Source organism: Pseudomonas sp. B21-036, from assembly GCF_024748925.1.
Classification (GTDB): domain Bacteria; phylum Pseudomonadota; class Gammaproteobacteria; order Pseudomonadales; family Pseudomonadaceae; genus Aquipseudomonas; species Aquipseudomonas palmensis.
Window position 1 is genome coordinate 1,597,025 of sequence record NZ_CP087178.1, and the last position, 24,129, is coordinate 1,621,153.

The following is a 24,129-nucleotide window of genomic DNA, read 5'->3' on the forward strand; positions in this document are numbered from 1 at the left end:
CCCAAGGGCATGATTAGCTGCCTATTAATTAGTTCTGATGATGAGTTTCCTATGCCGTTGACCGATCACCACCGTTTCGGGATGCAGTTGGCCCATATGTCCCGGGGTTGGCGCGCCGAGCTGGACCGCCGCCTGGCCGGGCTCAACCTGTCGCAGGCGCGCTGGCTGGTGCTGCTGCACCTGGCGCGCTTCGACGAGGCCCCCACCCAGCGTGAACTGGCGCAGAGCGTGGGGGTTGAAGGGCCGACCCTGGCCCGTCTGCTCGACAGCCTCGAGGCCCAGGGCCTGGTCAAGCGCCAGGCCGTGCTGGAGGATCGGCGCGCCAAGAAGATCGTGTTATGCCCGCCCGCCAAGCCGTTGATCGACCAGATCGAGACCATTGCCAACGCCTTGCGCGTCGAGCTGTTCGAAGGCATCGACGAAGAAGAGCTGCGCGTGTGCATGCGGGTGCACGCGCGCATCCTGGGCAACCTGGAGAAGTCCTAGAAGGTCTGCCCCAGGTTGAGGTAGAACGCCTTCTGGTTCTCGGTGTTCATGCCGTAGCTGAAGTTCAGCGGCCCCAGCGGCGTTTCGAAGCCCAGGAAGATGCTCGCGGCGTTGATGTAGCCGCTGTCGAACTCGTTGTCGTTGTTCCAGGCGCGGCCGCGTTCCAGCGAGCCGCCCAGATACAGCGGGAAGTCCAGCGGCAGGTAGGAGCGCGGGGTCAGGCGCCGGTAGTAGACCATGCGCATCAGGCTCAGGTTCTGGCCTGACACCGAGTCCTGGCGAAAGCCCGACAGCTGCCGGGCGCCGCCCATCACGAAGCTCGAGGTGACCACCTCGGCATCATCCAGAGTCCGCGCATAGCGACCGCCGAATACCCAGGTGTTCGGCCCGCTGCTCAGGGCCTTGTCCAGTTTCATGTCCCATTGGCGATAGCGCTGGTCGGAGCCCAGGCCCGGCTCGAACTGGCGCAGGGTCAGGCTGACGTCTTCGCCGCTGTGGGGGAAGTAGACGTTGTCCAGGGTGTCGAACGAATACTTGAGGTCATAGAAGCCTTCGTTGAAGTTCACCTTGGGCAGGCCCTGTTCGCCGATGCGTACCTCGGCCTGCCCCCAGGCCTGGCCCACCCCCAGGCGCACTTCGCCGTTGTTGCCGATCTGGCGGCCCAGGTTGAGCCCGAAGCCATAGCGTTCGAGGCGGTACTCGGCGATGGGGTCGTTGTCCAGGGTGGCCTCGATGTTCTGCGAGCCGATGTCCAGGTAGGGCGCCACGAAGTAGCGCGACCCGGTATCCAGCGGCTGGTAGAACTCGCTGTAGAGCTCCTGCTTGTCGCCGATCTGGGCCCGGGTGAGCCACTCGGCGCCCAGGCGGTTGATGCCGTTGACGCGGTAGCTGGCGCCCAGGTTGAAGGCGCTGTCGCCACGCAGGTCATCGGACAGGTTCAGCCCCAGCCGCAGATAGTCGGTGCCGCCACGTCGGCCCCGGGCGTTGATCACCAGGGTGTTCTCATCGCCCTTGTGCACCACGCGGTACTGCACCCGGTCGAAGTAGTCCAGGCCGTACAGGGTGCCCATGTCGGTGCGCAGGCGGTCGAGCTCCAGCGGTTCGCCGATGGGCTGGCGAATGTAGTAGCGGATCACGTCGTCACTGACCTTGGAGTCGTTCTCGACCTTGATGGCGGTGATCACCGGGGTGCGTTGCCCGGCCGAGCGCGCCTCGGCCAGTTGCACCGCCGTGTCGTTGACCCGGCGCAGGCTGGCCAGGCGCGGGTCGAGCAGGCGGGTGGCGCGGTAGCCGGCGTCGATCATGTCCTGGGCCCGGCCGAAGTCGGTGACGCCAAAGCTCGACAGCGGCGGCTGTACCAGGATGTCGTCGCGGTGCAGCGAGGCCAGTTGCTCTTCGGAGTTGCGCCGGGTCATCAGGGTGATCGACTGGTTGAGCACATCGACCACCGTGGCCAACTGCTTGCGATTGCGCAGCGGCGTGCCGATATCGACGACGATCGCCATGTCCACACCCATCTCACGCACGATATCCAGCGGGATGTTATCGACCATGCCGCCGTCGACCAGCAGGCGGCCGTCCAGCTCGACCGGGGCGAATACCGCCGGGATCGACATGCTGGCGCGGATCACCTGGGGCAGGTGGCCCTTGCGAAACACCACTTTCTCGCCGCTGGCGATATCGGTGGCCACTGCGCGGAACGGGATCGGCAGCTTGTCGAAGTCACGGGTGTCACTGGCGTGGGCCAGCAGGCTTTCGAGCAGCAGCGCCAGGTTCTGCCCCTGGATTACCCCCAACGGCAGGCCCAGGCTGCCGTCGTCGCGAAAGCTCAGGCGCTGTTTGACCAGGAAGTCGCGGTCGTCCTGCTTGCGCCTGAAGGGGATGTCCTTGCGCGGCGGTGCATCGGACAACGCCTGCTGCCAGTCGATGGCCAGGGCCAGCTTCTCCAGCTCGTCGATCTTGTAGCCCGAGGCGTACAACCCGCCGATCACCGCGCCCATGCTGGTGCCGGCGATGGCGTCGATCTTCACCCCCTGTTCTTCCAGCGCCTTGAGCACACCGATGTGGGCCAGGCCGCGCGCCGCGCCGCCGGACAGTACCAGGCCGACCTTGGGCCGGGCGGCCTCGGCGGCGCAGAGGGCAAGGGAGGTAAGGGACAGCAACAGGCACAACAGCAGACGACGCATCGCGGCTCTCGGAGCAAAGGCTAAAGGTGGCTAGTATAAGCGCGACCACCTATCAGGAGACCGTTACCCCATGTCCGTATCCAAACCCGAAATTGTCATCACCTATTGCACGCAGTGCCAATGGCTGCTGCGCGCCGCCTGGCTGGCCCAGGAACTGCTGAGCACCTTCAGTGACGACCTGGCCCGGGTGGCCCTGGAACCGGCCACGGGCGGCAACTTTCGCATCACCTGCGATGGCGTGCAGATCTGGGAACGCAAGGCCGATGGCGGTTTCCCCGAGGCCAAGGTGCTCAAGCAGCGGGTCCGCGACCAGATCGACCCGCAGCGCGACCTGGGCCACAACGACCGCGCCTGACTCAGCCGCCGGAGGTGGCGGGTGCGGTGCGTGGTGCGCCGGCGGCCAGGCGGCTTGAAATCACGATGGCCAGAATGATCAGCACCCCGCCCATCAGCATGCGCAAGGTGGGCTGCTCGGCGAAGATCACCCAGGCCATGGCGATGCCATAGACCGGCTCCATGGCAAACACCACGGCGGCGGTACGGGCCTTGATCACCGCCAGGCTGGCCACGAACAGGCTGTGTGCCACGCCGGTGCAGAACACCCCCAGCAGCCCCAGCCACAGCCAGTCCAGCGCGCTCACCGAAGGCAGCAGCGGGCCCGCCACCGGCAGCAGACACAGTGCCACCACGGCGTTCTGGCACAGCGCCGCCTGTACCGCCGGAATGTGCCGCGAGCCTGCACGGTTGAGCAGTGACAGCAGGGCGAACAGCAACCCCGAGAACAACGCCCACAGCAGCCCGCTGGTGGCCTGGCTGGCGAGGTCGAAATCGGGCGTCACCAACACCAGGCCGATGCTCACCAGCAGTACCAGCAAGGCTTCGTTGCGACGGATGCGCTCTCGGAACAACAGCCCTTCGAGAATGACCGTGAACGCCGGGAAGCTGGCAAAGCCCAGGGTCGCGATGGCCACGCCGGCCACCTTGACCGCGACGAAGAAGCTGACCCAATGGCCGGCCAGCAACATCCCGGCCAATGTCAGCCCGCGCCAGTCCCGTGCCTTCAGGGGTTGCCAGTGTTGTCGGGCAACGCCGACGAAGATGGCCAGGGCCAGCACGGCGAAGGCCGCACGGCCGAACACGATGACCGACGGGCCGGCACTGACCAGCTTGCCGAACACGCCGGTCAGGCCGAACAACAGCGCGCCTGCATGCAGGGCGCCCAGGGCGGTACGAGGGGTCATGGCGGGCGGTTGCCTTGGATCGGGAGTACAGGCCACGCAGTGTACATGCCCCGACGGCCTGTCACAGGACTGCCGCACAACGGTCATGGTCGATTCACTGCCCACAGGCAAGCTCGCACAAACTCTCCCGGAGCCTGCCCATGACCCATGCCGAGCTTGGCAAACCTTCGCGCAAGCAGCGCGTGCGCACGCTGTGGATCTCGGACGTGCACCTTGGCACCCGCGACTGCCAGGCCGAGCATCTGTCGCAGTTTCTCAAGGGCTACCAGGCCGATCGCATCTACCTGGTGGGCGACATCATCGACGGCTGGAAGCTGCGGGGTGGCATGTACTGGCCCCAGGCCCATACCAACGTGATCCGGCGCCTGCTGACCATGAGCAAGCGCGGCACCGAGGTGATCTATGTGACCGGCAACCACGACGAGTTCCTGCGTCGCTACTCCAAGCTGGTGCTGGGCAATATCCAGCTGGTGGACCAGGCCGAGCACCTCACCGTCGACGGCAGGCGGCTACTGGTGATCCATGGCGACCAGTTCGACGTGATAACCCGCTATCACCGCTGGCTGGCCTTCCTGGGTGACTGGGCCTATGAACTGACCCTCACCCTCAACCGCTGGCTCAACCACTGGCGCGCGCGGTATGGCTATGGCTACTGGTCGCTGTCGGCCTACCTCAAGCACAAGGTCAAGACGGCGGTGAGCTTTATCAGCGACTTCGAGGAGGCGATTGCACGCGAATGCGTCAAGCGAGGGTTTCACGGGGTGGTGTGCGGGCACATCCACCACGCCGAAATCCGCAAGGTGGGGGAGGTGGACTACCTCAATTGCGGCGACTGGGTGGAGTCGTGCACTGCCTTGATCGAGCACTGGGACGGCACGATCGAGCTGTACCGCCTGGCCGACGCCCAGGCCCGGGAGGCCCTGCGCCAGGCCCGGGCGGTGGGTGAGCCCAGCCTCTAGGCCACGCGCAGGGGGCGGGCGATGCTCAGAACTGCACCTTGCCGCGCAGCATGTCGCGGTACAGGACAAAATCGCCCAGCAGGCTGTAGAAGGGGTAGGTGAAGGTGGCGGGGCGGTTCTTCTCGAAAAAGAAGTGGCCTGCCCAGGCAAAGCCGTAACCGGCCACCGGGACCGCCAGCAGCAGCCAGCCGTTGGCACTGGCCAGGGCGTAGGCCAGCAGGGCGATCACCAGGCTGGTGCCGACGAAGTGCAGGCGGCGGCAGACAGGGTTGCTATGCTCACCCAGATAATACGGATAGAACTCGGCAAAGCTGTTGAAGCGTGGGGGGCTGTTCACTGCGTCGCTCCCGTATCGGTCGAAGGTGGCGAAACATGCACGGCGTGGAGCCTGAACCGAGTCTAGAATTGTGTCGCAGTATCAGTCAGTGACAATAAGCGCCACTTTAGTATCCTTTGCGTTCACCGCAGGAGCGGTCTTACCCAAAAGAAGCCAGCCATGAGCGAAAGAACCACGTCAGCAAGCTGGGCCTCGGGGATCGTCAAGGCACTTGAATTCGAAGGGCTCGATTGCCCTGCGCTGTTCAAGCAGCTCGGCCTGGACTTCGCCGCGCTGGACGACCCCGACGCACGTTTCACCCAGGACTCCATGACCCGCTTGTGGCAACTGGCCGAAGAGTTGTCGGGCAACCGTGCCATCGGCCTGAACATGGCGCGGGTGGTGCGCCCGGCATCGTTTCACGTGGTCGGCTATGCCTTGATGTCCAGCCGCACCCTGGCCGAGGGGTTCGAGCGCCTGGTGCGTTACCAGCGCATTATCGCGGAGAGTTCCGACCTGAGCTTTCGCCTGGGGCCGGAAGGCTACTCGCTGGTGCTGACCGTGCATGGCGATCACCTGCCGCCCACCCGGCACAGTGCCGAGGCCTCGCTGGCCTGCGCCCTGGCGCTGTGCTGCTGGTTGAGCGGGCGCACCATCCAGCTGCGCCGGGTGCTGGTACAAGGCCCGCAGCCTCAGGATATAGAACCCTACAAGCAGGCGTTTCGTGCCCCGCTGGTGTTTGGTGCGCCCCACGATGCGCTGGTGTTCGAGCGCGCCGACATGGAGGCGCCGTTGCCCACGGCCAACGAGGCCATGGCGATTCTGCACGACCGTTTTGCCGGCGAGTACCTGGCGCGTTTTTCCGAAAGCCGGGTGACCCACCGTGCACGTCAGGTGCTGTGCCGCATGCTGCCCCAGGGCGAACCCAAGCGCGAAATGGTCGCCCAGGCCCTGCACCTGTCGCAGCGCACGCTGCAGCGGCGCCTGCAGGAGGAGGGCACCAGCTTTCAGACCCTGCTCGACGATACCCGTCGCGAACTTGCCGAGCAGTACCTTGCGCAGCCGAACATGACATTGCTGGAGGCTGCCTACCTGCTGGGTTTTGCCGACCCGAGCAACTTCTTCCGGGCCTTCCGGCGCTGGTTCGACCTCACCCCCGGGGAATACCGCACACGCATGGAGCTGGCGCGCAGTGCCGGCCCCGAGGCGTCGGCCCAGGGCGTCAGTGCCGCCAGAACGCCGGCATGCACAGAACCAGCACCGTAATGATCTCCAGGCGGCCCAGCAGCATGCCGCCGGCCAGGATCCACTTGGCGGCGTCGGGCAGGGTGGCGAAGTTGCCCGCCGGGCCGATGGTTTCGCCCAGGCCCGGGCCTACGCCGGATACGGTGCTGGCCGCGCCGGTCAGGGCAGTCATCCAGTCCACGCCCAGCAGCGAAAGCAGCAGCGCGATGATGCAGATGGTGATGGCGAAGAAGAACGAGAAGGTCAGGATCGACCGCACGATCTCTTCGTCGAGGCGGTGACCGTTGTATTTCTGCTTGATCACCGCGCGCGGGTGAATCAGCTGGTTGAGGCTGGCCTTGAGCAGGATGTAGGCCACCTGGAAGCGGAAGATCTTGATCCCGCCCGCGGTCGAGCCCGAACAGCCGCCGATGAAACCCAGGTAGAAGAACAGCATCAGCGAAAAGTTGCCCCACAGGCTGTAGTCGCCCAGGGCGAAGCCGGTGGTGGTGACCACCGAGGTCACGTTCAGCGCCACGTGGCGCAAGGCATCGAACCACGGCAGGCTGGTGGTGGCCCAGTACCAGGTACCCAGCACCACCCAGGTGGCCACCAGAAGGCCGAGCAGGCCCTGTACCTGCTGGTCCTTGATCAGTGCCTTGCGATTGCCACGCATCGTGGCCACGTAGAGGGTGAACGGCACACTGCCCAGGATCATCACCACCACCGCCACCCAGTGCACGGCCGGCTGGTCCCACTTGGCCAGCGACTGGTCGGAGGTGGAGAAACCGCCGGTGGAAATCGCCGACATGGCGTGGTTGATGGCATCGAACGGGCTCATGCCGGCCAGCCAGAACCCCAGCCCGCCGATGGTGGTGATGCCCACGTACACCGCCACGATCGACTTGGCGACCATGTGCGAGCGGGGCATGACCTTTTCGGAGCGGTCCGAGGACTCGGTCTGGAACAGGCGCATGCCGCCAATGCGCAGCAGCGGCAGGATCGCAACCGCCATGCCGATGAAGCCGATGCCGCCCAGCCAGTGCAGCAGCGAGCGCCATATCAGGATGCCCGGCGACATGCTGTCCAGGCCACTGAGCACGGTGGCGCCGGTGGCGGTGATGCCCGACATGCTCTCGAAGAAGGCATCGGTGTAGCTGATGTGCTGGGTCAGCAGGAACGGCAGGGCGGCGAAGATGCACACCACCAGCCAGCTGCTCACGGTGAGCAGGTACATGTCGCGCGGACGCAGGTGCACGTGCTCGGGGCGCCCGGGTATGACCAGGGCCAGGCCGGCAATGAAGGTGATCAGGCTGGCCCACAGAAACGACGGCAGGTCGCCGGTGCGCTCGTAGATGACCAGGGTGGCCATGGGCACGGTCATGCTGATCGCCAGGGTAATCAGGAAGATGCCGATAATGAAACCGATGATCCTTAAGGTCGGCAACGCCATGTGATCTGCTCTGGGTTGAAACGGAGGGGCGCCATTCTACCTATGGGCCTCTTTAAGTAAACGGTAGAATAGCCGCACATTTCTCGACAGGGGGTAGCCGATGGAGGCTCTCGACGCATTGCTCAACCGTGTTTCCGTTCCTCGCCTGGTAGAGCCGGCACCTGATGCTGCGCAGCGCGAGTTGCTGTTTCGGGCGGCCTCGCGTGCGCCGGACCATGGCCAATTGCGGCCCTGGCGGTTCCTGACCATCGAAGGCGCGGCCCGCGAACAATTGGGGGCGCTGCTGGCCGAGGCGGTGAAGGAGCAGGGCGAAACCACCGAGGCAGCGCTGGAAAAGGCCCATGCCATGCCGCTGCGGGCGCCGTTGCTGATTGTGGTGATCGCGAACGTGCAGGATCACTTCAAGGTGCCCAAGTCCGAGCAGCGGCTGGCGGCCGCGTGTGCGGCGCATGCCATTCTGCTGGCGGCATATGCCCAGGGGATCGGCGCGGTGTGGCGAACCGGCGAGCTGTCCTACAGCCCGCAGGTGGCCAAGGGCCTCGGGTTGGCGGATACCGAAGAGCTGATCGGCTTCCTGTATGTGGGCACGCCGCTTAACCCGCCGCGTACGGCGCCAGTGGTGTCTGTCGAGGCGTTTGTCAGCGCCTGGGAGCAGCCCCGCTAAGCTATACAGGCATCAGATGGCCCTTTCGCTGGCAAAGCCAGCTCCCACAGGTGCGCACTTGCCCTGGAGGACGGTGACATGCCTGTGGGGGCCGGCTTGCCAGCGAAGAAGCCACCACCCGTCTTTATTCAGGCGCTAGCCGGCCCCGCCACCGGCAACTCCAGCGTCGCCACGAACCCGCCCTGCGCATGGTTGCCCAGCACCAGGCTGCCACCATGACGTTCCGCCGCCTTGCGCGCGATCGCCAGGCCCAGGCCATGCCCGGCCGTGGTCTGCCCCGGAGCGCGGAAAAACGGCTCGCCCAACTGCGCCAGGTGCTCGTCGGCCACCCCCGGCCCGTGGTCGCGCACCGTCAGCACGATACGCTCGCCTTCACGCTGTGCACTCATCTCGATCGGTTGCCCCGGCGGATTGAAGCGCACGGCATTGCGCAGCAGGTTGTCCAGCGCACGTTCGATCAGTGTCGGCCAGCCCTGCAGGCTCAGCCCAGGCGTGTCGTGCAGCTGGATGTCCTGTTCCGGCGCTGCGAGCTGAGCATCCTTGCGCACGCTGGCCAGCAGCGCATTGAGGTCGACCGGTTCTGCGCTGGCGCTTTCGGCATCCACCCGCGCCAACACCAGGATTTCGCTGATCAACGCCTCGAGGCGGTCGCACTCGCGGGTCAGGCGCGGCCAGTAGGCCTGCTGCTGTGCAGGCTCTGCCCGCTCGGCCAGGGCCAGGGCGATCCGCAGGCGTGCCAGCGGTGAGCGCAGTTCATGGGACACGTCACGCAGCAGTTGGCGCTGGCTGGCAATCAGGCTCTGCAGGCGCGCGCCCATGCGGTTGAAGTCATTGGCCAGCACACCGAACTCGTCGCGCCGGTTGGCCAGGCGTGCCAGGCTGTTCTGCTGGTAGGTGGTCTGCCCCAGGTCATGTACCGCGCCACGCAGGCGACTGAGGGGGCGGGTGATCGACAGGGTTACCAGCAGGCTGAACAGGGTCAGTACCACCAGGGCAATGCCCAATGCACTCAGCGGCCACAGCAGGCTGTCGCGGTGCCAGGCGTCGAGTTCGGGGTGAGGGATGCGGTAGATCAGCAGGTAGGTGTCGCCCGTGCCGGGGCTGGTGTACTCCTCGGTGAGGCGTCGCCAGGGCAGCGGCTCGCCGTTGTGCCGGCGCGCCTCGAAGGCTGCTGCGCGGCGCGGGAACGTGCCTGGCACCACCGCCTCGCCGCTTTCGTTGAGCACCTGCACGTCGATGTTGTAGCGCCGCTTGCGCAGCTCCAGATAACGCTGCGCGGCCTCGGGCCCTTGCTGTTCGTAGCGCGCCGACCAGTTCATGGCCAGGGTATTGAGCCCCGGGTGGCGGCTGAGGATCCAGGCGTCCTGATTGAGCATGTGGCCGAGCAGGATCGACAGCCCGGCAACCAGGGTGATGGCCAGCCAGAAGCTGGCCAGGATGCGCCAGAACAGTGAACGCAAGGGCATTACCTCAAACGAAAGAAGCCCGACCTGCGGGGGCAGGTCGGGCGGGGTGTGGACAGCTTACTGGGCCTTGCTGGCTTTTTCAGCTTTCCAGGCTTTGAACTCGGCCCACTCGGCCTTGCGCTCTGCCTGCTTCTTCTTCATTTCATCGAACTGCTTCTGCTGCTCTGGCTTGAGCATGCCGCGGATCTGGGTGTCGACCTTGTCGTGGCTTGCCTTGAGTTCGTCCTTGAGTGCCTTCTGGTCGGCTGCCGGCAGCTTGGCCAGGTAGCGCTGGGTGATTTCGTGGCGGCTCTTCATCTGCTCGCCCATCAGTTGACGGATCTGCTGGCGCTGCTCGCGGGTCAGGTCCAGCTGGGCGAAAGGCGCTCCACCGCGTTGGTGCTCGGCGCCGTGACGGGGGCCGCCATCGGGCATGGCCATGGCTACGGTTGGCAGGGCGGCAGCGAACATCAGGGCGATAAGGGTCTTGCGCATGGTGACTCTCCTTGTTGAGGCCGGTCGTTACCGGATGTGCCCAGTCTAGGGAGATCAAGGTCAGCGGCGGTCAGGCAAGGGTAAAGCTTGGGTAAAGAGGGTGGGCGAGGGTGTTTACACGGTGGGGCGTTGGCGTGCGCCCCTTTGCCAGCAAGGCTGGCGCCTACAGGCTGTAGTAATAGCCGCGGCTGCGCAGGGCGACGATGCGCGGCCTGCCATCGGGATGCGGGCCGATCTTCTTGCGCAGGTTGCTGACGTGCATGTCCAGGCTACGGTCGTACAGGGTCAGCTTGCGGCCCAGGGCGAGCTGCGCCAGTTCCTGTTTGTCCAGCGGCTCACCCGGCTGGCCCAGCAGGGCTTCGAGAATGCGGCTTTCGGAAAGGGTCAGGGTCAGCTCGCGTTCGTCGATGTCGACCACGCCACGGGCGGGGCTGAAGCGCAGGTCGCCCACTTCCATCTGGGTGGGTGTGGCGGCCGGGTGGCTGCGGCGCAGCACGGCGCGCAGCCGCGCGGTGAGCTCGCGGGGGTCGCAGGGCTTGGCCAGGTAGTCGTCGGCGCCCAGTTCCAGGCCCAGGATACGGTCCAGCGGCTCGCCGCGAGCAGACAGCATCAGCACTGGCAGTTCGGCGTGGTCGCTGCGCAATTGCTTGAGCAGTTCCAGGCCGCTGCCGTCGGGCAGCATCACATCCAGCACCACCGCTGCCGGGGCGTGCTCGGCCAGGGCCTTGCGGGCGCTCTGGCCATCATGGCAGGCACGCACCTGAAAGCCTTCCTGGGTCAGCCAGCTGCTCAGCAGCTCGCACAGTTCCTGGTCATCATCAATCAGTAGCAGCTCGCTCATGTCTCACTCAATTCAACCATTGCCGGCGCCGTCTGTGGCTGCCACTGGCAAAGATACCGCAGAGCACGGCCAACAGGGCAACTCCGGCACCAATCACGAACCATTGCTGCTGATCGGTGAGCAGCTTGGGCAGCGGGTTGGCCTGGTGTTGCTCGAGCTGCTGCTTCAGGCGTTGGTTCTCCTGGCGCAGGCGGGTCAACTGGGCGCTTTCGCGTTCGTTCTCGACATTTTTCAGCTGCTGCTTGAGCGCTTCGTGCTGGCGCTCACTTTCCTTGAGGCGTTGCTGCAGCTCGGAGATCTGGCTACCCGCACTCAACGACAAAGGGGTGCTGGCGGAGGCTTCGGCGGCCTTGGCGAGCGGGGTCAGCAGCAACAGGCACAGCAGCATGGACAACGGACCTTGACGCATCGGAACTCCTTGATTCCAATCGGGTGTTGCGTAGGTTGTCGGCAGGTGGACGAGAATGATGAACATTCGAGTGGATTTTAAGGCGTAGCACTACAGGCCCGCTGTAGTGGGCAAAGCCAGGAAGGGGAGCAGCGAGTGTGTGCGAAGGTGCGCAGAAGGTAAGGCGAACCGGCGCGACGAAGGGCTCGTCGCGCCGATCAGGTTACGGCAGGACCTGCTTGAATGGTTTCACCAGCACTTCGGCATATACACCCGCCGCAATGTAAGGATCTGCATCTGCCCAGGCCTTGGCAGCCTCGAGCGAGTCGAACTCGGCGACGATCAGGCTGCCACTGAACCCGGCCGCGCCAGGGTCGTTGCTGTCGATCGCCGGGTGCGGGCCGGCCAGTACGATGCGGCCTTCGGCCTTGAGCTGCTGCAGGCGCTCAAGGTGCGCCGGGCGTGCAGCCAGGCGGGCTTGCAGCGAATCGGCAACGTCTGTGGCGATGATGGCGTAGAGCATGTCAGTCCTCGGTCTTGGGGGTAGTAGGGTCGCTGTCGTGCAGGTGACGGGACAGGTAGACACCCTGGCCCACCAGGAACAGTACGGTCATGCCCAGGCTGCCGAATACCTTGAAGTCCACCCAGATGTCCTGGAAGGTGAAGGCAACGAACAGGTTGGCCGCGCCGCAGAACAGGAAGAACGCGATCCACGCCAGGTTCAGGCGCGTCCACACCGGCTCGGGCAAGGTCAGCGCATGGCCCATGATGCGCTTGATCAATACACGGTCACCAATGAAGTGACTGCCCGCAAAAGCGGTGGCGAACAGCCAGTTCACCGCCGGGGCCTTCCACTTGAGGAAGGTCTCGCTGTGGAAGGCCAGGGTCAGGCCGCCAAATACCAGGCATGCCACCAGGGTCAGCCACTGGCCCTTCTCCAGCTTGCGCTGGCGGATCAGCAATGCGCCATACACCACCAGCGAACTGATGATCAGCACCGCCGTGGCGCTGTAGATGCCGCCCAGCTCGAACGACTGGCCGGCAACATCGACCGTGCGCGGGTCGAGCTTGTAGACGATGAAAAACAGGAACAACGGGATGAAATCGATGAATTGTTTCACAGTGGCAGCCAGAAGCAGGATGTGACGGCATAATAACAAACATCAATGAGAGCGTATGCGCCACCTATGAATGTTGATCTGCACTGCCACAGCACCGCTTCCGATGGCGCCCTGTCGCCCACGGCGCTGGTCGCTCGCGCCCACGAACACGGCGTGCGGATGCTTTCGCTGACCGACCACGACACCCTCGAAGGCCAGCTCGAAGCCCAGGCTGCCACCCAGGCGCTGGACATGCAGTGGGTCAGCGGGGTCGAGCTGTCCTGCACCTGGGGCGGGGCGACGATTCACATCCTGGGCTACAACTTCCCGCTCGATGCCGAACCGCTGCAGCGCGCCGTCGAGTCGCTGCACCGTGGACGCTGGCTGCGCTCCGAGGAAATCGACCGGCGGCTGGCGCTCAAGGGCATGCCCGGCGCGCTGGACGGCGCCCGTGCCATCCAGCAGGAGCTGGGCGACAGCGGCAATGCGCCGGCCCGTCCGCACTTTGCCGAGTACCTGGTGCGTGCCGGCCACGTCAAGGACCGCGGCGAAGCCTTTCGCAAGTGGCTGGGCGCCGGCAAGCTGGGGGATGTGAAGCTGCACTGGCCAAGCCTGGAAGACACCGTGCAGACCCTGCGCCAGTCCCACGCATGGGTCAGCCTTGCCCACCCGATGCACTACGAATTAACCCGCAGCAAGCGTCGACGCCTGATTGCCGACTATATTCAAGCAGGTGGCCAGGCGCTGGAAGTGGTGAACGGGATGATGCCCGCCGAACAGGTGGGCACGATGTCGATCCTGGCCCGTGAGTTCGGTCTGCTGGCCAGCGCCGGCAGCGATTTCCATGGCCCGGGCGCCTGGTCTGAGATCGGTGTCTACCGGCCGTTGCCGGAGGACCTGCCACCCCTGTGGCGTCGATTCAAACATGAGCAGCCCACTGCACCCGTCTGAACAGGTAGAAAATGTGAGTCAATTTTTCCAGATTCATGCGGAAAACCCGCAACCGCGCCTGATCAAGCAGGCCGTCGAGATCATCCGCAAGGGTGGGGTGGTGGTCTACCCTACCGATTCGTCCTACGCCATGGGTTGCCAGATCGGCGACAAGTCTGCCGTGGAGCGCGTGCGCCGCTTGCGCGGGCTGGACAAGAGCCACAACTTCACGCTGATCTGCTGCGACCTGTCGCAGATGGGCCTGTTCGCCAAGATCGACACCGCCACGTTCCGCCTGCTCAAGGCGCATGTGCCGGGGCCCTATACCTTCATCCTCAATGGCACCCGCGAAGTACCGCGCCTGCTGTTGCACGAGAAGCGCCGCACCATCGGCCTGCGCGTGCCGCAAAACCCCATTCTTCTGGCCTTGCTCGAAGAGCTGGGCGAGCCGTTGATGAGCGTCAGCCTGATCCTGCCAGGCGACGACGAACCCATGACCGACCCGTACGAGATCCGTCAGCGCCTGGAAAAACAGGTCGACCTGATCATCGACGGCGGTTACGGCGACCTCAAGGCCTCCACCATCATCGACCTGACCGGGGAGGAGGCGGTGCTGGTGCGTGAAGGCTGCGGCGACCCTGCGCCCTTCATGGCCGAAGCGTGAACCAGGTCGCTGCGGTCGAGCCGGCCCTGGACCCACAGGCCGGCGCCCAGCAGGAGCTGCCACTGGTGATGGTGTATGGCGAAGCCATGACCGAGATGCCGGTGGACCTGTACATCCCGCCCGATGCGCTGGAAGTGTTCCTCGAAGCCTTCGAGGGCCCGCTCGACCTGCTGCTGTACCTGATTCGCAAGCAGAACGTGGATATTCTCGACATCCCGGTGGCGGAGATCACGCGCCAGTACATGGGCTATGTCGAGCTGATGAAGACCGTACGCCTGGAACTGGCCGCCGAGTACCTGGTGATGGCCGCGATGCTGGCCGAGATCAAGTCGCGCATGCTGCTGCCGCGCTCGGCCGAAGTGGAGCAGGAAGAGGACGATCCGCGTGCCGAACTGATTCGCCGGCTGCAGGAGTACGAACGTTTCAAGGCCGCCGCCGAAGGCATCGACGGCCTGAGCCGGGTTGGCCGCGAGGTGATCGTACCGCGCCTGGAGGCACCCCAGGCCAAGGCGCGCAAGCTGTTGCCCGACGTTGCGCTGGAAGAGGTGCTGATGTCGATGGCCGAGGTGCTGCGCCGCGGCGACATGTTCGAGAGCCATCAGGTCAGCCGCGAGGCGCTGTCGACCCGCGAGCGCATGAGCGATGTGCTTGAGCGCCTCAAGGGCGGCGGCTTCGTGCCCTTCGTCGAGCTGTTCACGGCCGAGGAGGGCAAGCTGGGGGTGGTGGTGACCTTCATGGCCATCCTCGAACTGGTCAAGGAATCTCTCGTCGAACTGGTGCAGAATGAGCCCTTCGCTCCCATCCATGTCCGCGCCCGGGCCGAATAACCGTACACGAGCACCCCAATGAACCTGACCGACCCCCGTGACCTGGCGCCGCTGCTGGAAGCCTTCCTGCTCGCCTCTGGCAAGGCGCAATCGCTGGAGCGCCTGTACGAGCTGTTCGAAGAGGCCGAGCGCCCTGAGCCCGGCGTGTTCAAGAAGGCCCTCGAGGTGCTGCGCAAGTCCTGTGCCGGGCGCGCGTTCGAGCTCAAGGAAGTGGCCTCGGGCTACCGCCTGCAGATCCGCGAGGACTACGCGCCCTGGGTCGGGCGGCTGTGGGAAGAACGGCCGCAGCGCTATTCGCGTGCGTTGCTCGAAACCATTGCGCTGATCGCCTATCGCCAGCCGATCACCCGTGGCGAGATCGAGGATGTGCGGGGCGTGGCGGTGAACACCAATATCATCAAGACCCTGCTCGAGCGCGAGTGGGTGCGCATCGTGGGCTACCGCGAAGTGCCCGGCAAACCGGCGATGTTCGCCACCACCAAGGCCTTTCTCGACCACTTCAACCTGAAGAACCTCGACGAGCTGCCCTCGCTGGCCGAGTTGCGCGAGATGGAGCCCGAGCCATTGCTGGAAGTGGATGACGCACCGGTGCCAGCCCACCTGCAGGCCCTGGCCGACGAGAGCGCCGAGCCCGAAGCACCGGTCGAGGAGACCAGCTTTCACAGCCTGTTGCTGGAGCTGGACTCGATGGAGCAGGGGCTCAAGACCGACTTCGACGACCTGCTCGAGCAAGCCGATGAACCCGATGAGGGCCAGGCAGCGCCCGGTTCGCCGCAGGGCTGAGCGGCCTTCGAGCGGAAAACAGCGTCCTGGGGTGCAATATCGGCTAGTCTGTGGTGCGTTTGTCGTCGGTTCGGCGTATGATTCGCGACCTTTTTTGGCGCTTGTTTGGCCAATTCAATGATTTTCAGCAGCACTACACCGGGAGGTGCCCAGATGAGTGAACAGGATCTGCACGATAGCCCGCCGCGTCCAGCCGGCGAAAAACTGCAAAAGGTACTCGCGCGCATCGGCGTGGGTTCGCGCCGCGACGTCGAGGCCTGGATCAGCCAGGGTCGCATCAAGGTCAATGGCGTGGACGCCACCCTTGGCCAGCGCGTCGACATGCACGACGCGATTTCGGTCGACGGCCGCCTGATCAAGCGTGAAGAGGCCGCAGAGACCGTGCGCCGCGTCATCATGTACAACAAGCCCGACGGCGAGATCTGCACCCGTGACGACCCGGAAGGTCGCCCGACCGTGTTCGATCGCCTGCCGCGCCCGAAAGAGGGCCGCTGGATCAACGTCGGTCGCCTGGACATCAACACCACCGGCCTGCTGATGTTCACCACCGATGGTGAGCTGGCCAACCGCCTGATGCACCCGTCGTCCGAAATGGACCGTGAATACGCAGTGCGTGTACGCGGCGAAGTGGACGAAGACATGATCGCGCGCCTGAAGGCGGGCGTGGTGCTCGAAGACGGTCCGGCGCGTTTCACCGACATCCAGGAAGCCCCGGGCGGTGAAGGTTTCAACCACTGGTACCACTGCGTGGTGATGGAAGGCCGCAACCGTGAGGTGCGTCGCCTGTGGGAGTCCCAGGGCCTGGTGGTCAGCCGGCTGAAACGTGTGCGCTTTGGCCCGGTGTTCCTCAACAGCGACCTGCCGATGGGCCGCTGGCGCGAAATGAGCCAGGGCGAAGTGGACATCCTGGCTGCCGAAGTGGGGCTCAAGCCGGTGGCAATGCCGGCGATGAAGGCCAAGGTCAAGGACAAGCTCGAGCGCATGCAGCGCAAGTCGTCCAAGCCGGTGGGCCGTGGCGAGCGCGTGCGCACCCTGCGCCCGGCCAAGGAAGGTGGCGCGACCACCGAGCGCGCAGCGCGCCAGCCGCGTGACGACTCGCCACGCAAGGGCCGCAGCACCGTGGCCGAGCGTCCGAGCGACATGAACAAGCGCAAGCCGGCCGGCTCCGCACCCAAGCGGCCGGGCAGCAGCCGTGGCAAGCCGCCGCGGGCTGAGTAAGCGCTCACACAAGCCAACCTTCGGGTTGGCTTTTTTGTGCTTGTGGTGTTTTCACGTGCCTTTCGCCGGCAAGGCCGGCTCCTACAGGCATTGCACTCGCAGTGTAGGAGTCGCGTTGCCGGCGGAGGGCCGGCGCAGACACTCCAAGGCAACCAGTGGAAACTTTTTGAACCACGTCGTAAATAATTCGTTACGACTTGTGGCGTACTGATTGGGCAAGCCAGCCCATCCTTCAGGCTGTAAACAAACCTTGCCGAAAACGTCGGCGACGGCCACCTTCCGTCCACGTCAACCTCTTGCCCAACCCCCGCAACCACGGTGTGATAGCCGCCATTGCCAAGTGCAAAAGCCCCGCCGCAGAGCTGGGCAAGCCATAACAAGAAATGGAGGCGCCATGCACGCCGTACACTCCCCCAGGCTTCAGAACCCCCGCCGGACCGCTGCGTCTTGTCATCCGACAGTCACGCAACGTGTTGACCCCTGCGCCAAAGCAAGGGTATACAATGCGCCGCGTTTTAACTGTGACCCAACTGCGTACCGCGCAACCTTGCTGACTCCGGGCTGATTCGCCTCGGGCTGCCGCCCGTACCGAAGGCTCTGGTCCAAGACTCCTCAAGGTATACCACCTTGTTAATTCCGCTGCGCCACGAGCGCGGTGGGTCCGATTCCGTCACAGATAAAAACAAACAGGTGACTCCGTTCATGAGTGGACAAAACTCGCATTCAGGTGAGCTCAAGCGTGGCCTGAAAAACCGCCACATCCAGCTGATCGCCCTCGGTGGCGCCATCGGCACCGGCCTGTTCCTGGGGTCGGCCGGGGTGATGCAATCGGCCGGCCCGTCGATGATCCTGGGCTATGCGATCTGCGGCTTCATTGCCTTCCTGATCATGCGCCAGCTGGGCGAGATGATCGTTGAAGAGCCGGTGGCCGGCTCCTTCGCCCACTTCGCCCACAAGTACTGGGGCGGTTTCGCCGGCTTCCTGTCGGGCTGGAACTGCTGGGTGCTGTACATCCTGGTGGGGATGTCGGAGCTGACCGCGGTCGGCAAGTATGTCCACTACTGGTGGCCGGAGATCCCCACCTGGGCCTCGGCAGCCGCATTCTTCATCCTCATCAACGCGATCAACCTGGCCAACGTGAAGGTGTTCGGCGAGGCGGAGTTCTGGTTCGCGATCATCAAGGTGCTGGCCATCGTCGGCATGATCGGCCTGGGCAGCTACCTGCTGGTCAGTGGCAGCGGCGGCCCTGAAGCCTCTGTCACCAACCTGTGGGCCCACGGCGGTTTCTTCCCGCACGGCGTCGGCGGCCTGGTGATGGCCATGGCGATCATCATGTTCTCCTTCGGCGGCCTGGAAATGCTCGGGTTCACCGCAGCCGAGGCCGACAAGCCGAAGACCGTGATCCCCAAGGCGATCAACCAGGTCATCTACCGCATCCTGATCTTCTACATCGGTGCCCTGGTGGTACTGCTGTCGCTGACCCCGTGGGACAGCCTGGTCAGCAGCCTGACCAGCTCGGGCGATGCCTACAGCGCCAGCCCGTTCGTGCAGGTGTTCTCGCTGCTGGGCAGCAACACCGCAGCGCATATCCTCAACTTCGTGGTGCTGACCGCGGCGCTGTCGGTGTACAACAGCGGCACCTACTGCAACGCGCGCATGCTCTACGGCATGGCCGAGCAGGGTGATGCGCCGGCCAGCCTGGCCAAGATCGACAAGCGTGGCGTGCCGGTACGCTCGATTCTGGCGTCGGCAGCCGTTACCGTGGTGGCGGTGCTGCTCAACTACCTGATGCCGCACAGCGCCCTGGAGCTGCTGATGTCGCTGGTGGTGGCGACCCTGGTGATCAACTGGGCGATGATCAGCTACTCGCACCTCAAGTTCCGCCAGCACATGGACCGTACCGGTCAGAAGTCGCTGTTCCGCGCGCTGATCTACCCCTACGGCAACTACCTCTGCCTGGCGTTCGTGGTGTTCATCCTGGGCATCATGCTGCTGATGCCGGGCATCCGTGTATCGGTGTACGCGATTCCGGTATGGCTGGTGGTGATGTGGGGCTTCTACTGGCTCAAGAGCAAGCGCAGCGCCAACGGCGCCCCTGCAGTGCCGAGCGCCGCCCTCAAGTAAGCGCAGGATGCTGCAATGAAAGCCCGGCCTTGTGCCGGGCTTTTTGGTTTTGTGCACCAGGGCGGGTATCCTGAAGGCCAATTCGCGCAAAGCCAGGCCCATGCTGATCATTTCCAACGCCGTGCACATTCCCGATGACGAGATCGAATTGAACGCCATTCGCGCCCAGGGCGCCGGTGGGCAGAACGTCAACAAGGTCTCCAGCGCCGTGCACCTGCGCTTTGACATCAATGCCTCGTCACTGCCGCCGTTTCACAAGGAACGGTTGCTGGGCCTGCGTGACAGCCGGATCACCAGCGACGGGGTGATCGTGCTCAAGGCCCAGCAATACCGTACCCAGGAGCAGAACCGGGCCGACGCCCTGGAGCGCTTGCGCGAACTGATTCTGGCGGCGGTGAAGGTCGAGAAGGCGCGGCGGCCTACGCGCCCGACCCTGGGCTCCAAGACCCGTCGCCTGGAGTCAAAGAGCAAGCGCGGGGCGATCAAGGCCGGGCGCGGCAAGATCGATTATTGAAGCGTGTGGCGTACCGGGTTCAGTCGTGCCTGGCGGTACAGGTAAAGGCTGAGCAGCAGGCCGCACAAGGCGGCGATTGCCGCAAACAGAAAGATCGAGGCAAAGCCGAAACCTGCCGCCACGGCCCCCGCCAGTGGGCCAGTGATACCCAGCGACAGGTCGATGAACAGTGAGTAGGCCCCCACCGCCGCACCGCGGTTGGCCGCCGGCACCAGATTGACCGCCTCTACCCCCAGCGCCGGGAATACCAGCGAAAAGCCGAAGCCGCTCAGTGCCGCACCGGCCAGTGCCAGTTCGGCGCTGGGGGCCAGCCACAGCAGCAACAGGCCGATCGTCTCCACGCTCAGGCAAGCAATGGCGACACGGTAGCCGCCCAGACGGTTGATCAGGTTGCCGAACAGCAGGCGTGCGCTGATGAAGCTGGCGCCGAACAGGCTCAGGCACAAGGCGGCGTTGTGCCAGGACTGGCTGGCGTAGTACAGGGTAATGAAGGTGGCGATGGTGCCAAAGCCGATCGAGCCCAGCGCCAGCCCCGAGCCATGCCCGAACACCCGCCCCAGCACATGCAGAAACGGCATGCGCACGCCACTGACGATCGGCGCCGCCTGCTTGGGCCAGGCCAGCGCCAGGCCTGCCGCGCACAGCAGCAGGATGCTCACGCCCATGCTCCACAGCCCCAGCTGCTGTACCAGCACCACCCCCAGCGGTGCGCCGATGGCCAGCGCGCCGTAGCTGGCGATGCCGTTCCAGGAGATCACCTTGGCGGTGTGCTGCGCGCCCACCCGGCCGATGCCCCAGCCGATGGCGCCCGAACCCACCAGGCTTTCGGCGCTGCCCAGCACCAGGCGCCCCACCAGCAGGCTGGTCAGGCTCATCCAGGGCGTGGCCTGCAGCCAGGCGGCCAGCAACATGAACACGCCGCTCAGGCCGCAGCCGGCCAGGCCGTACATCACCGCACGCTTGCAGCCCTGATTGTCGATGAGGCGGCTGGCATAGGGGCGGCTGAGCAGGGTAGCGAGGTATTGCACGCTGATCACCAGGCCGGCGACCACGGCGCCGAACCCCAGGGTGTCGTGCACGAAGCCGGGCAGCACGGCCAGGGGAATGCCGATGTTGAGGTAGCCGATGAAGGTGAACAGCACGATGGAGACGACTTGCAGGGTGACCGCCAGGGGGCGCGGTGTGACAGGCATGGAAGGTCCGGGAGGTGACGGGCTGGAGTGCCTATCATAGACCTGTGGAGCGCGGGGAGGGTTCTTGGCGGTGTGAAAACCCGTTGCCGGGGTCGTCCCCTGTCGTAGTGGTTTTCACACGCCGGGTAGTGCGCGGTTTATTCCTGTTCGGCGCTCGGGGTTTCGTCGCCATCGGAATCTGCCACGTGGGCAGGTTCGGCGCTGAGAGGAGCAGCAGGCTGCTCGGCTTGGTTCAGGCTTGGGAAGGGAAGATTCGGGATTTCATGCATCTCGTCGTTCCTCGCAAGTTTATAAGGTGGAAAGGCTGCGCAAGGCGCGCTTGGCTTCGATAAAGCCTGGGCAGGATACAGGAGTCTGGATGACAGTATGAATTTTCCTGCTGATTGGTGGCCTTCAACGGCTTCGCCGGCACGGCCAGCGCCTACACGGATCGACGTCGTCCCTGTAGGAGCCGGCCTTGCCGACGAAGGGTTCAGCGACAGACGTCCGCGATGGCCGCCGCCAGCACCTGCAGCCTGGCCGCATCCGCCCCGGCGATGTTCGCCCGACCGGTACCGACCATGTACACACTGTGCTTCTCCCGCAGTTGCGTCACTTGCTGCGGTGAGAGGCCGGTGTAGGAGAACATTCCGCGTTGCGCGGCGATATGCGCGAACCGCTCGCTCAGCCCATGGGGCTGCAGCGCCTCGACCAGGCCGACCCGCAGCATGGCGATGCGCTGGCGCATGGCGTCGACTTCGTCGGCCCACAGGCGCTTGAGCGCCGGATCGCCAAGAATCGTCGCCACCACCGCCGCGCCATGGTCTGGCGGCGTCGACCACAGGTTGCGTGCAATCGATGCCAGCTGACTGCGCACATCCTGCAGCTTTTCGGCGCTGTCGGCGCATACCAGCAGCGCACCGGTGCGCTCGCGGTACAGGCCGAAGTTCTTCGAGCACGAACTGGTCACCAGCAGCTCCGGCAGGGCCTGGGCAAACAGCCTCACGGCCCAGGCATCCTGCTCCAGCCCGTCACCGAAGCCCTGGTAGGCGAAGTCGATCAGCGGCAGCAGTTCGCGGCGCTTGACCACTTCCAGCACCGCCTGCCAGTCCTGCTGCGACAGGTCGAAGCCGGTGGGGTTGTGGCAGCAGGCGTGCAGCAGCACCACGTCGCCCGTGGGCACCGATTCCAGTGCCGCGAGCATGCCGTTCACGTTCAGGCGGTTGTCTGCGCCCACATAGGGGTAGTGGCTGACCTTCAGGCCGGCACTGGCGAACAGCGTTTCGTGGATCGGCCAGGTCGGGTCGCTCAGCCAGATGCCACGCCCTGGCAGGCACTGGCGGATGAACTCCGCCGCCAGTCGCAGTGCGCCGGTGCCGCCCGGGGTTTGCGTGGCGCCTGCGCGCCGGGCTGCGAGCAGTGGCGCGTCGTCACCGAGTACCAGTTGCGCGATCAGTTGTCCGAAGGCTGCATCCCCGTGACCGCCTACGTAGCTCTTGCTGGTCTGGCCGTCGAGCAGGCGCTGTTCGGCCAGCTTGACCGCCCTGGGCACCGGGGTAAGGCCCTGGGCGTCCTTGAACACGCCAACCCCCAGGTCGAACCTGTCGGGGTTGGTGTCCCTGGCGTACGCCTCCATCAGCCCCAGAATCGGGTCGCCCGGCACGCGCGCGATGGCGCCGAAGTGCATTACTTGCGACCTTCTGCGGTGCTGGCGACCTCATCGGTGCGCGCGGCCATGATGAAGTCGTTGCGGTGCAGGCCCTTGATCGAGTGGCTCCACCAGGTCACGGTGACCTTGCCCCACTCGGTCAGCAGGCCAGGGTGATGGCCTTCGGCTTCGGAGATCTCGCCTACTGCGTTGGTGAACGCCAGGGCATGTTTGAAATTCTTGAACAGGAACACTTTTTCCAGCTGCATGATGCCGTCGCGCACTTCGATGTTCCAATCCGGGATCTGCTTGATCAGTACCGGCAGTTCTTCGTCGCTGACCTGTGGGGCGTCGGCACGGCAGGCTTCGCAATGGGCTTGGTTCAAGGCGTTCATAGGTGATTCTTCCGCAAGTGGTTGTTATAGGTGTACAGGGTGGCTCAAGCGGCCACCTTGGGGGGGAATTTGGGGGCGTGCAGGCCCAGCTGCATGGCGCGTTGAACCATGCCCATGATGTCTTCGTGGGCCAGGTCGAACAAGCGCTTGAGCTGCGGCAGGGCGAAGTACACCGGCTGCAGGATATCGATGCGATACGGCGTGCGCATGGCCTCGAGCGGATCGAAGGCCTGGTGTTCCGGTTCGTCGGACAGGCTGTAGACGGTTTCCTTGGGCGAGGAGAGGATGCCGCCGCCGTAGATCCTGCGGCCCTGCGGGGTGTCCACCAGACCGAACTCGATGGTCATCCAGTACAGGCGGGCCAGGTAGACGCGCTGTTCCTTGGTCGCGGCCAGGCCGAGTTTGCCGTAGGTGTGGGTGAATTCGGCAAACCAGGGGTTGGTCAGCAGCGGGCAGTGGCCGAAGATCTCGTGAAAGATGTCGGGCTCTTGCAGATAGTCGAGTTCTTCTTCGGTGCGAATGAAGGTGGCCACCGGAAAGCGCTTGCTGGCCAGCAGTTCGAAGAAGGTCTGGAAGGGGATCAGGGCCGGCACGCGGGCAACTTGCCAGCCGGTGGTGGCGCCCAGTACCTGGTTGATCTCGCTCAGTTGCGGAATGCGGTCATGAGGCAGGTTCAGTTGTTCGATGCCGTCCAGGTACTCCTGGCACGCGCGCCCCTCGATCACCTTCAGCTGGCGGGTGATCAGGGTATTCCACACCGCATGTTCCTGCGGCGGGTAATCGATAAAACCCTGCGCATCGGGCTCGCGGGCCACGTAGTGCGTCTGTTTCATGCTGCTCTCCTGATGAGGGCCTTTATTGTTATAGGGTGGCTTTCGCCATGCCCTAGGAATACCCCCTCACCCTGGTGTTTGCATCCCGTTGCCTCGTGCCCGGCGGGCGGTTCAACCGTATTTTTGTAACGCAGATTTTACGGTGGTGCCGAAGTGCCGAGAAAACGCAGGTGCTGGTAGCTGTGAATTCGCCTTTTTGTAACGTATTCTTTACGATAATTCA

The 24,129-nt window shown here is 64.6% G+C and carries 27 protein-coding genes; 12 read left to right on the forward strand and 15 right to left on the reverse strand.

Annotation, left to right across the window (positions count from 1 at the left end):
- Window positions 1–51: 51 nt before the first annotated feature.
- Window positions 52–486: a MarR family transcriptional regulator gene (locus tag LOY33_RS07205; RefSeq protein WP_043864125.1), complete on the forward strand. Its 435-nt coding sequence runs from the start codon at window positions 52–54 to the stop codon at window positions 484–486.
- Here the strand turns inward: LOY33_RS07205 and LOY33_RS07210 are convergent.
- Entirely contained in the window at window positions 483–2,672 is a 2,190-nt protein-coding gene (locus LOY33_RS07210; protein ID WP_043864124.1) for a patatin-like phospholipase family protein, read from the reverse strand. The genes LOY33_RS07205 and LOY33_RS07210 overlap by 4 nt on opposite strands.
- Before the next feature lie 70 nt (window positions 2,673–2,742).
- Between LOY33_RS07210 and LOY33_RS07215 the strand changes: the two genes are divergently transcribed.
- Window positions 2,743–3,027, forward strand: coding sequence for a SelT/SelW/SelH family protein (locus tag LOY33_RS07215; RefSeq protein WP_054916592.1), 285 nt, complete (start codon window positions 2,743–2,745; stop codon window positions 3,025–3,027).
- Window position 3,028: 1 nt separating this feature from the next.
- On the opposite strand, the gene LOY33_RS07220 is transcribed toward LOY33_RS07215, so the two are convergent.
- Entirely contained in the window at window positions 3,029–3,913 is an 885-nt protein-coding gene (locus LOY33_RS07220) for a DMT family transporter (protein ID WP_258662371.1), read from the reverse strand.
- Window positions 3,914–4,053: 140 nt separating this feature from the next.
- On the opposite strand from LOY33_RS07220, the gene LOY33_RS07225 reads away from it, so the two are divergent.
- Window positions 4,054–4,872: a UDP-2,3-diacylglucosamine diphosphatase gene (locus LOY33_RS07225; RefSeq protein WP_054916590.1), complete on the forward strand. Its 819-nt coding sequence runs from the start codon at window positions 4,054–4,056 to the stop codon at window positions 4,870–4,872.
- Window positions 4,873–4,897: 25 nt separating this feature from the next.
- Here LOY33_RS07225 and LOY33_RS07230 read toward each other — a convergent pair whose 3' ends face one another.
- Window positions 4,898–5,209 (reverse strand): DUF962 domain-containing protein, encoded by a 312-nt coding sequence (locus tag LOY33_RS07230; RefSeq protein WP_043864120.1) that lies wholly within the window; start codon window positions 5,207–5,209, stop codon window positions 4,898–4,900.
- A 159-nt stretch (window positions 5,210–5,368) separates the two neighbouring features.
- Here LOY33_RS07230 and LOY33_RS07235 point away from each other — a divergent pair, with 159 nt between their 5' ends.
- On the forward strand, window positions 5,369–6,454 hold the full coding sequence (locus tag LOY33_RS07235; protein WP_043864119.1) for an AraC family transcriptional regulator: 1,086 nt from the start codon (window positions 5,369–5,371) through the stop codon (window positions 6,452–6,454).
- Here the strand turns inward: LOY33_RS07235 and LOY33_RS07240 are convergent.
- Entirely contained in the window at window positions 6,411–7,865 is a 1,455-nt protein-coding gene (locus tag LOY33_RS07240) for a TrkH family potassium uptake protein (protein ID WP_043864118.1), read from the reverse strand. The two genes, LOY33_RS07235 and LOY33_RS07240, sit on opposite strands and share 44 nt — an antisense overlap.
- Before the next feature lie 100 nt (window positions 7,866–7,965).
- On the opposite strand from LOY33_RS07240, the gene LOY33_RS07245 reads away from it, so the two are divergent.
- Window positions 7,966–8,529 carry a nitroreductase family protein gene (locus tag LOY33_RS07245; protein ID WP_104572315.1) on the forward strand — a complete coding sequence of 188 codons (564 nt, stop codon included), beginning with the start codon at window positions 7,966–7,968 and terminating at the stop codon, window positions 8,527–8,529.
- A 128-nt stretch (window positions 8,530–8,657) separates the two neighbouring features.
- Here the strand turns inward: LOY33_RS07245 and LOY33_RS07250 are convergent, their stop codons facing one another.
- The 6 genes from LOY33_RS07250 to LOY33_RS07275 form a co-directional block, all read right to left on the reverse strand.
- Window positions 8,658–9,995, reverse strand: coding sequence for a HAMP domain-containing sensor histidine kinase (locus LOY33_RS07250; protein WP_043864116.1), 1,338 nt, complete (start codon window positions 9,993–9,995; stop codon window positions 8,658–8,660).
- A 57-nt stretch (window positions 9,996–10,052) separates the two neighbouring features.
- Window positions 10,053–10,469, reverse strand: coding sequence for a Spy/CpxP family protein refolding chaperone (locus LOY33_RS07255; RefSeq protein WP_043864115.1), 417 nt, complete (start codon window positions 10,467–10,469; stop codon window positions 10,053–10,055).
- Between the two features lie 163 nt (window positions 10,470–10,632).
- The gene (locus tag LOY33_RS07260; protein ID WP_043864114.1) at window positions 10,633–11,310 is read right to left on the reverse strand and encodes a response regulator transcription factor; all 678 of its coding nucleotides are present in this window, start codon (window positions 11,308–11,310) and stop codon (window positions 10,633–10,635) included.
- Between the two features lie 7 nt (window positions 11,311–11,317).
- Complete coding sequence (locus LOY33_RS07265; RefSeq protein WP_058540762.1) at window positions 11,318–11,719, reverse strand: hypothetical protein; 402 nt, start codon at window positions 11,717–11,719, stop codon at window positions 11,318–11,320.
- Between the two features lie 202 nt (window positions 11,720–11,921).
- The gene (locus LOY33_RS07270; protein ID WP_043864112.1) at window positions 11,922–12,221 is read right to left on the reverse strand and encodes a YciI family protein; all 300 of its coding nucleotides are present in this window, start codon (window positions 12,219–12,221) and stop codon (window positions 11,922–11,924) included.
- 1 nt (window position 12,222) lies between these two features.
- On the reverse strand, window positions 12,223–12,819 hold the full coding sequence (locus tag LOY33_RS07275) for a septation protein A (RefSeq protein ID WP_043864111.1): 597 nt from the start codon (window positions 12,817–12,819) through the stop codon (window positions 12,223–12,225).
- A gap of 66 nt (window positions 12,820–12,885) precedes the next feature.
- Here LOY33_RS07275 and LOY33_RS07280 point away from each other — a divergent pair, with 66 nt between their 5' ends.
- The 7 genes from LOY33_RS07280 (at window position 12,886) to arfB (ending at window position 19,858) form a co-directional block, all read left to right on the forward strand.
- Window positions 12,886–13,749 carry a PHP domain-containing protein gene (locus tag LOY33_RS07280; protein ID WP_043864110.1) on the forward strand — a complete coding sequence of 288 codons (864 nt, stop codon included), beginning with the start codon at window positions 12,886–12,888 and terminating at the stop codon, window positions 13,747–13,749.
- Between the two features lie 13 nt (window positions 13,750–13,762).
- On the forward strand, window positions 13,763–14,392 hold the full coding sequence (locus LOY33_RS07285; RefSeq protein ID WP_043864297.1) for an L-threonylcarbamoyladenylate synthase: 630 nt from the start codon (window positions 13,763–13,765) through the stop codon (window positions 14,390–14,392).
- 128 nt (window positions 14,393–14,520) lie between these two features.
- A complete protein-coding gene (locus LOY33_RS07290) occupies window positions 14,521–15,219 on the forward strand; it encodes a ScpA family protein (RefSeq protein ID WP_162484885.1) in 699 nt (232 codons plus the stop codon).
- A gap of 18 nt (window positions 15,220–15,237) precedes the next feature.
- Window positions 15,238–16,002: an SMC-Scp complex subunit ScpB gene (gene scpB / locus LOY33_RS07295; RefSeq protein ID WP_043864108.1), complete on the forward strand. Its 765-nt coding sequence runs from the start codon at window positions 15,238–15,240 to the stop codon at window positions 16,000–16,002.
- A 153-nt stretch (window positions 16,003–16,155) separates the two neighbouring features.
- Complete coding sequence (gene rluB / locus LOY33_RS07300) at window positions 16,156–17,220, forward strand: 23S rRNA pseudouridine(2605) synthase RluB (RefSeq protein WP_054916588.1); 1,065 nt, start codon at window positions 16,156–16,158, stop codon at window positions 17,218–17,220.
- 702 nt (window positions 17,221–17,922) lie between these two features.
- Window positions 17,923–19,344 carry an amino acid permease gene (locus LOY33_RS07305; protein WP_043864106.1) on the forward strand — a complete coding sequence of 474 codons (1,422 nt, stop codon included), beginning with the start codon at window positions 17,923–17,925 and terminating at the stop codon, window positions 19,342–19,344.
- A gap of 100 nt (window positions 19,345–19,444) precedes the next feature.
- A complete protein-coding gene (arfB, locus tag LOY33_RS07310; protein WP_043864296.1) occupies window positions 19,445–19,858 on the forward strand; it encodes an alternative ribosome rescue aminoacyl-tRNA hydrolase ArfB in 414 nt (137 codons plus the stop codon).
- On the opposite strand, the gene LOY33_RS07315 is transcribed toward arfB, so the two are convergent.
- From LOY33_RS07315 to phhA, 5 genes are all read right to left on the reverse strand, one after another.
- Window positions 19,852–21,051 (reverse strand): MFS transporter, encoded by a 1,200-nt coding sequence (locus LOY33_RS07315; RefSeq protein WP_058540765.1) that lies wholly within the window; start codon window positions 21,049–21,051, stop codon window positions 19,852–19,854. The two genes, arfB and LOY33_RS07315, sit on opposite strands and share 7 nt — an antisense overlap.
- A 137-nt stretch (window positions 21,052–21,188) precedes the next feature.
- Entirely contained in the window at window positions 21,189–21,320 is a 132-nt protein-coding gene (locus tag LOY33_RS07320; protein ID WP_255002693.1) for a hypothetical protein, read from the reverse strand.
- Window positions 21,321–21,523: 203 nt separating this feature from the next.
- Entirely contained in the window at window positions 21,524–22,717 is a 1,194-nt protein-coding gene (locus LOY33_RS07325) for an amino acid aminotransferase (RefSeq protein WP_258662372.1), read from the reverse strand.
- Window positions 22,717–23,073, reverse strand: coding sequence for a 4a-hydroxytetrahydrobiopterin dehydratase (locus tag LOY33_RS07330; RefSeq protein WP_036994257.1), 357 nt, complete (start codon window positions 23,071–23,073; stop codon window positions 22,717–22,719). Before LOY33_RS07330 ends, LOY33_RS07325 begins: the two co-directional genes overlap by 1 nt.
- A 44-nt stretch (window positions 23,074–23,117) precedes the next feature.
- A complete protein-coding gene (phhA, locus tag LOY33_RS07335) occupies window positions 23,118–23,906 on the reverse strand; it encodes a phenylalanine 4-monooxygenase (RefSeq protein ID WP_043860279.1) in 789 nt (262 codons plus the stop codon).
- Between the last annotated feature and the right edge of the window lie 223 nt (window positions 23,907–24,129).

Bases quoted from the DNA above. Each gene is read 5' to 3' on its own strand.
- LOY33_RS07205 (WP_043864125.1), top strand. From the start codon at position 52: ATGCCGTTGACCGATCACCACCGTTTCGGGATGCAGTTGGCCCATATG.
- LOY33_RS07210 (WP_043864124.1), bottom strand. From the start codon at position 2,672: ATGCGTCGTCTGCTGTTGTGCCTGTTGCTGTCCCTTACCTCCCTTGCC.
- LOY33_RS07215 (WP_054916592.1), top strand. From the start codon at position 2,743: ATGTCCGTATCCAAACCCGAAATTGTCATCACCTATTGCACGCAGTGC.
- LOY33_RS07220 (WP_258662371.1), bottom strand. From the start codon at position 3,913: ATGACCCCTCGTACCGCCCTGGGCGCCCTGCATGCAGGCGCGCTGTTG.
- LOY33_RS07225 (WP_054916590.1), top strand. From the start codon at position 4,054: ATGACCCATGCCGAGCTTGGCAAACCTTCGCGCAAGCAGCGCGTGCGC.
- LOY33_RS07235 (WP_043864119.1), top strand. From the start codon at position 5,369: ATGAGCGAAAGAACCACGTCAGCAAGCTGGGCCTCGGGGATCGTCAAG.
- LOY33_RS07240 (WP_043864118.1), bottom strand. From the start codon at position 7,865: ATGGCGTTGCCGACCTTAAGGATCATCGGTTTCATTATCGGCATCTTC.
- LOY33_RS07245 (WP_104572315.1), top strand. From the start codon at position 7,966: ATGGAGGCTCTCGACGCATTGCTCAACCGTGTTTCCGTTCCTCGCCTG.
- LOY33_RS07250 (WP_043864116.1), bottom strand. From the start codon at position 9,995: ATGCCCTTGCGTTCACTGTTCTGGCGCATCCTGGCCAGCTTCTGGCTG.
- LOY33_RS07255 (WP_043864115.1), bottom strand. From the start codon at position 10,469: ATGCGCAAGACCCTTATCGCCCTGATGTTCGCTGCCGCCCTGCCAACC.
- LOY33_RS07260 (WP_043864114.1), bottom strand. From the start codon at position 11,310: ATGAGCGAGCTGCTACTGATTGATGATGACCAGGAACTGTGCGAGCTG.
- LOY33_RS07265 (WP_058540762.1), bottom strand. From the start codon at position 11,719: ATGCGTCAAGGTCCGTTGTCCATGCTGCTGTGCCTGTTGCTGCTGACC.
- LOY33_RS07270 (WP_043864112.1), bottom strand. From the start codon at position 12,221: ATGCTCTACGCCATCATCGCCACAGACGTTGCCGATTCGCTGCAAGCC.
- LOY33_RS07280 (WP_043864110.1), top strand. From the start codon at position 12,886: ATGAATGTTGATCTGCACTGCCACAGCACCGCTTCCGATGGCGCCCTG.
- scpB (WP_043864108.1), top strand. From the start codon at position 15,238: ATGAACCTGACCGACCCCCGTGACCTGGCGCCGCTGCTGGAAGCCTTC.
- rluB (WP_054916588.1), top strand. From the start codon at position 16,156: ATGAGTGAACAGGATCTGCACGATAGCCCGCCGCGTCCAGCCGGCGAA.
- LOY33_RS07305 (WP_043864106.1), top strand. From the start codon at position 17,923: ATGAGTGGACAAAACTCGCATTCAGGTGAGCTCAAGCGTGGCCTGAAA.
- arfB (WP_043864296.1), top strand. From the start codon at position 19,445: ATGCTGATCATTTCCAACGCCGTGCACATTCCCGATGACGAGATCGAA.
- LOY33_RS07315 (WP_058540765.1), bottom strand. From the start codon at position 21,051: ATGCCTGTCACACCGCGCCCCCTGGCGGTCACCCTGCAAGTCGTCTCC.
- LOY33_RS07320 (WP_255002693.1), bottom strand. From the start codon at position 21,320: ATGCATGAAATCCCGAATCTTCCCTTCCCAAGCCTGAACCAAGCCGAG.
- LOY33_RS07325 (WP_258662372.1), bottom strand. From the start codon at position 22,717: ATGCACTTCGGCGCCATCGCGCGCGTGCCGGGCGACCCGATTCTGGGG.
- LOY33_RS07330 (WP_036994257.1), bottom strand. From the start codon at position 23,073: ATGAACGCCTTGAACCAAGCCCATTGCGAAGCCTGCCGTGCCGACGCC.
- phhA (WP_043860279.1), bottom strand. From the start codon at position 23,906: ATGAAACAGACGCACTACGTGGCCCGCGAGCCCGATGCGCAGGGTTTT.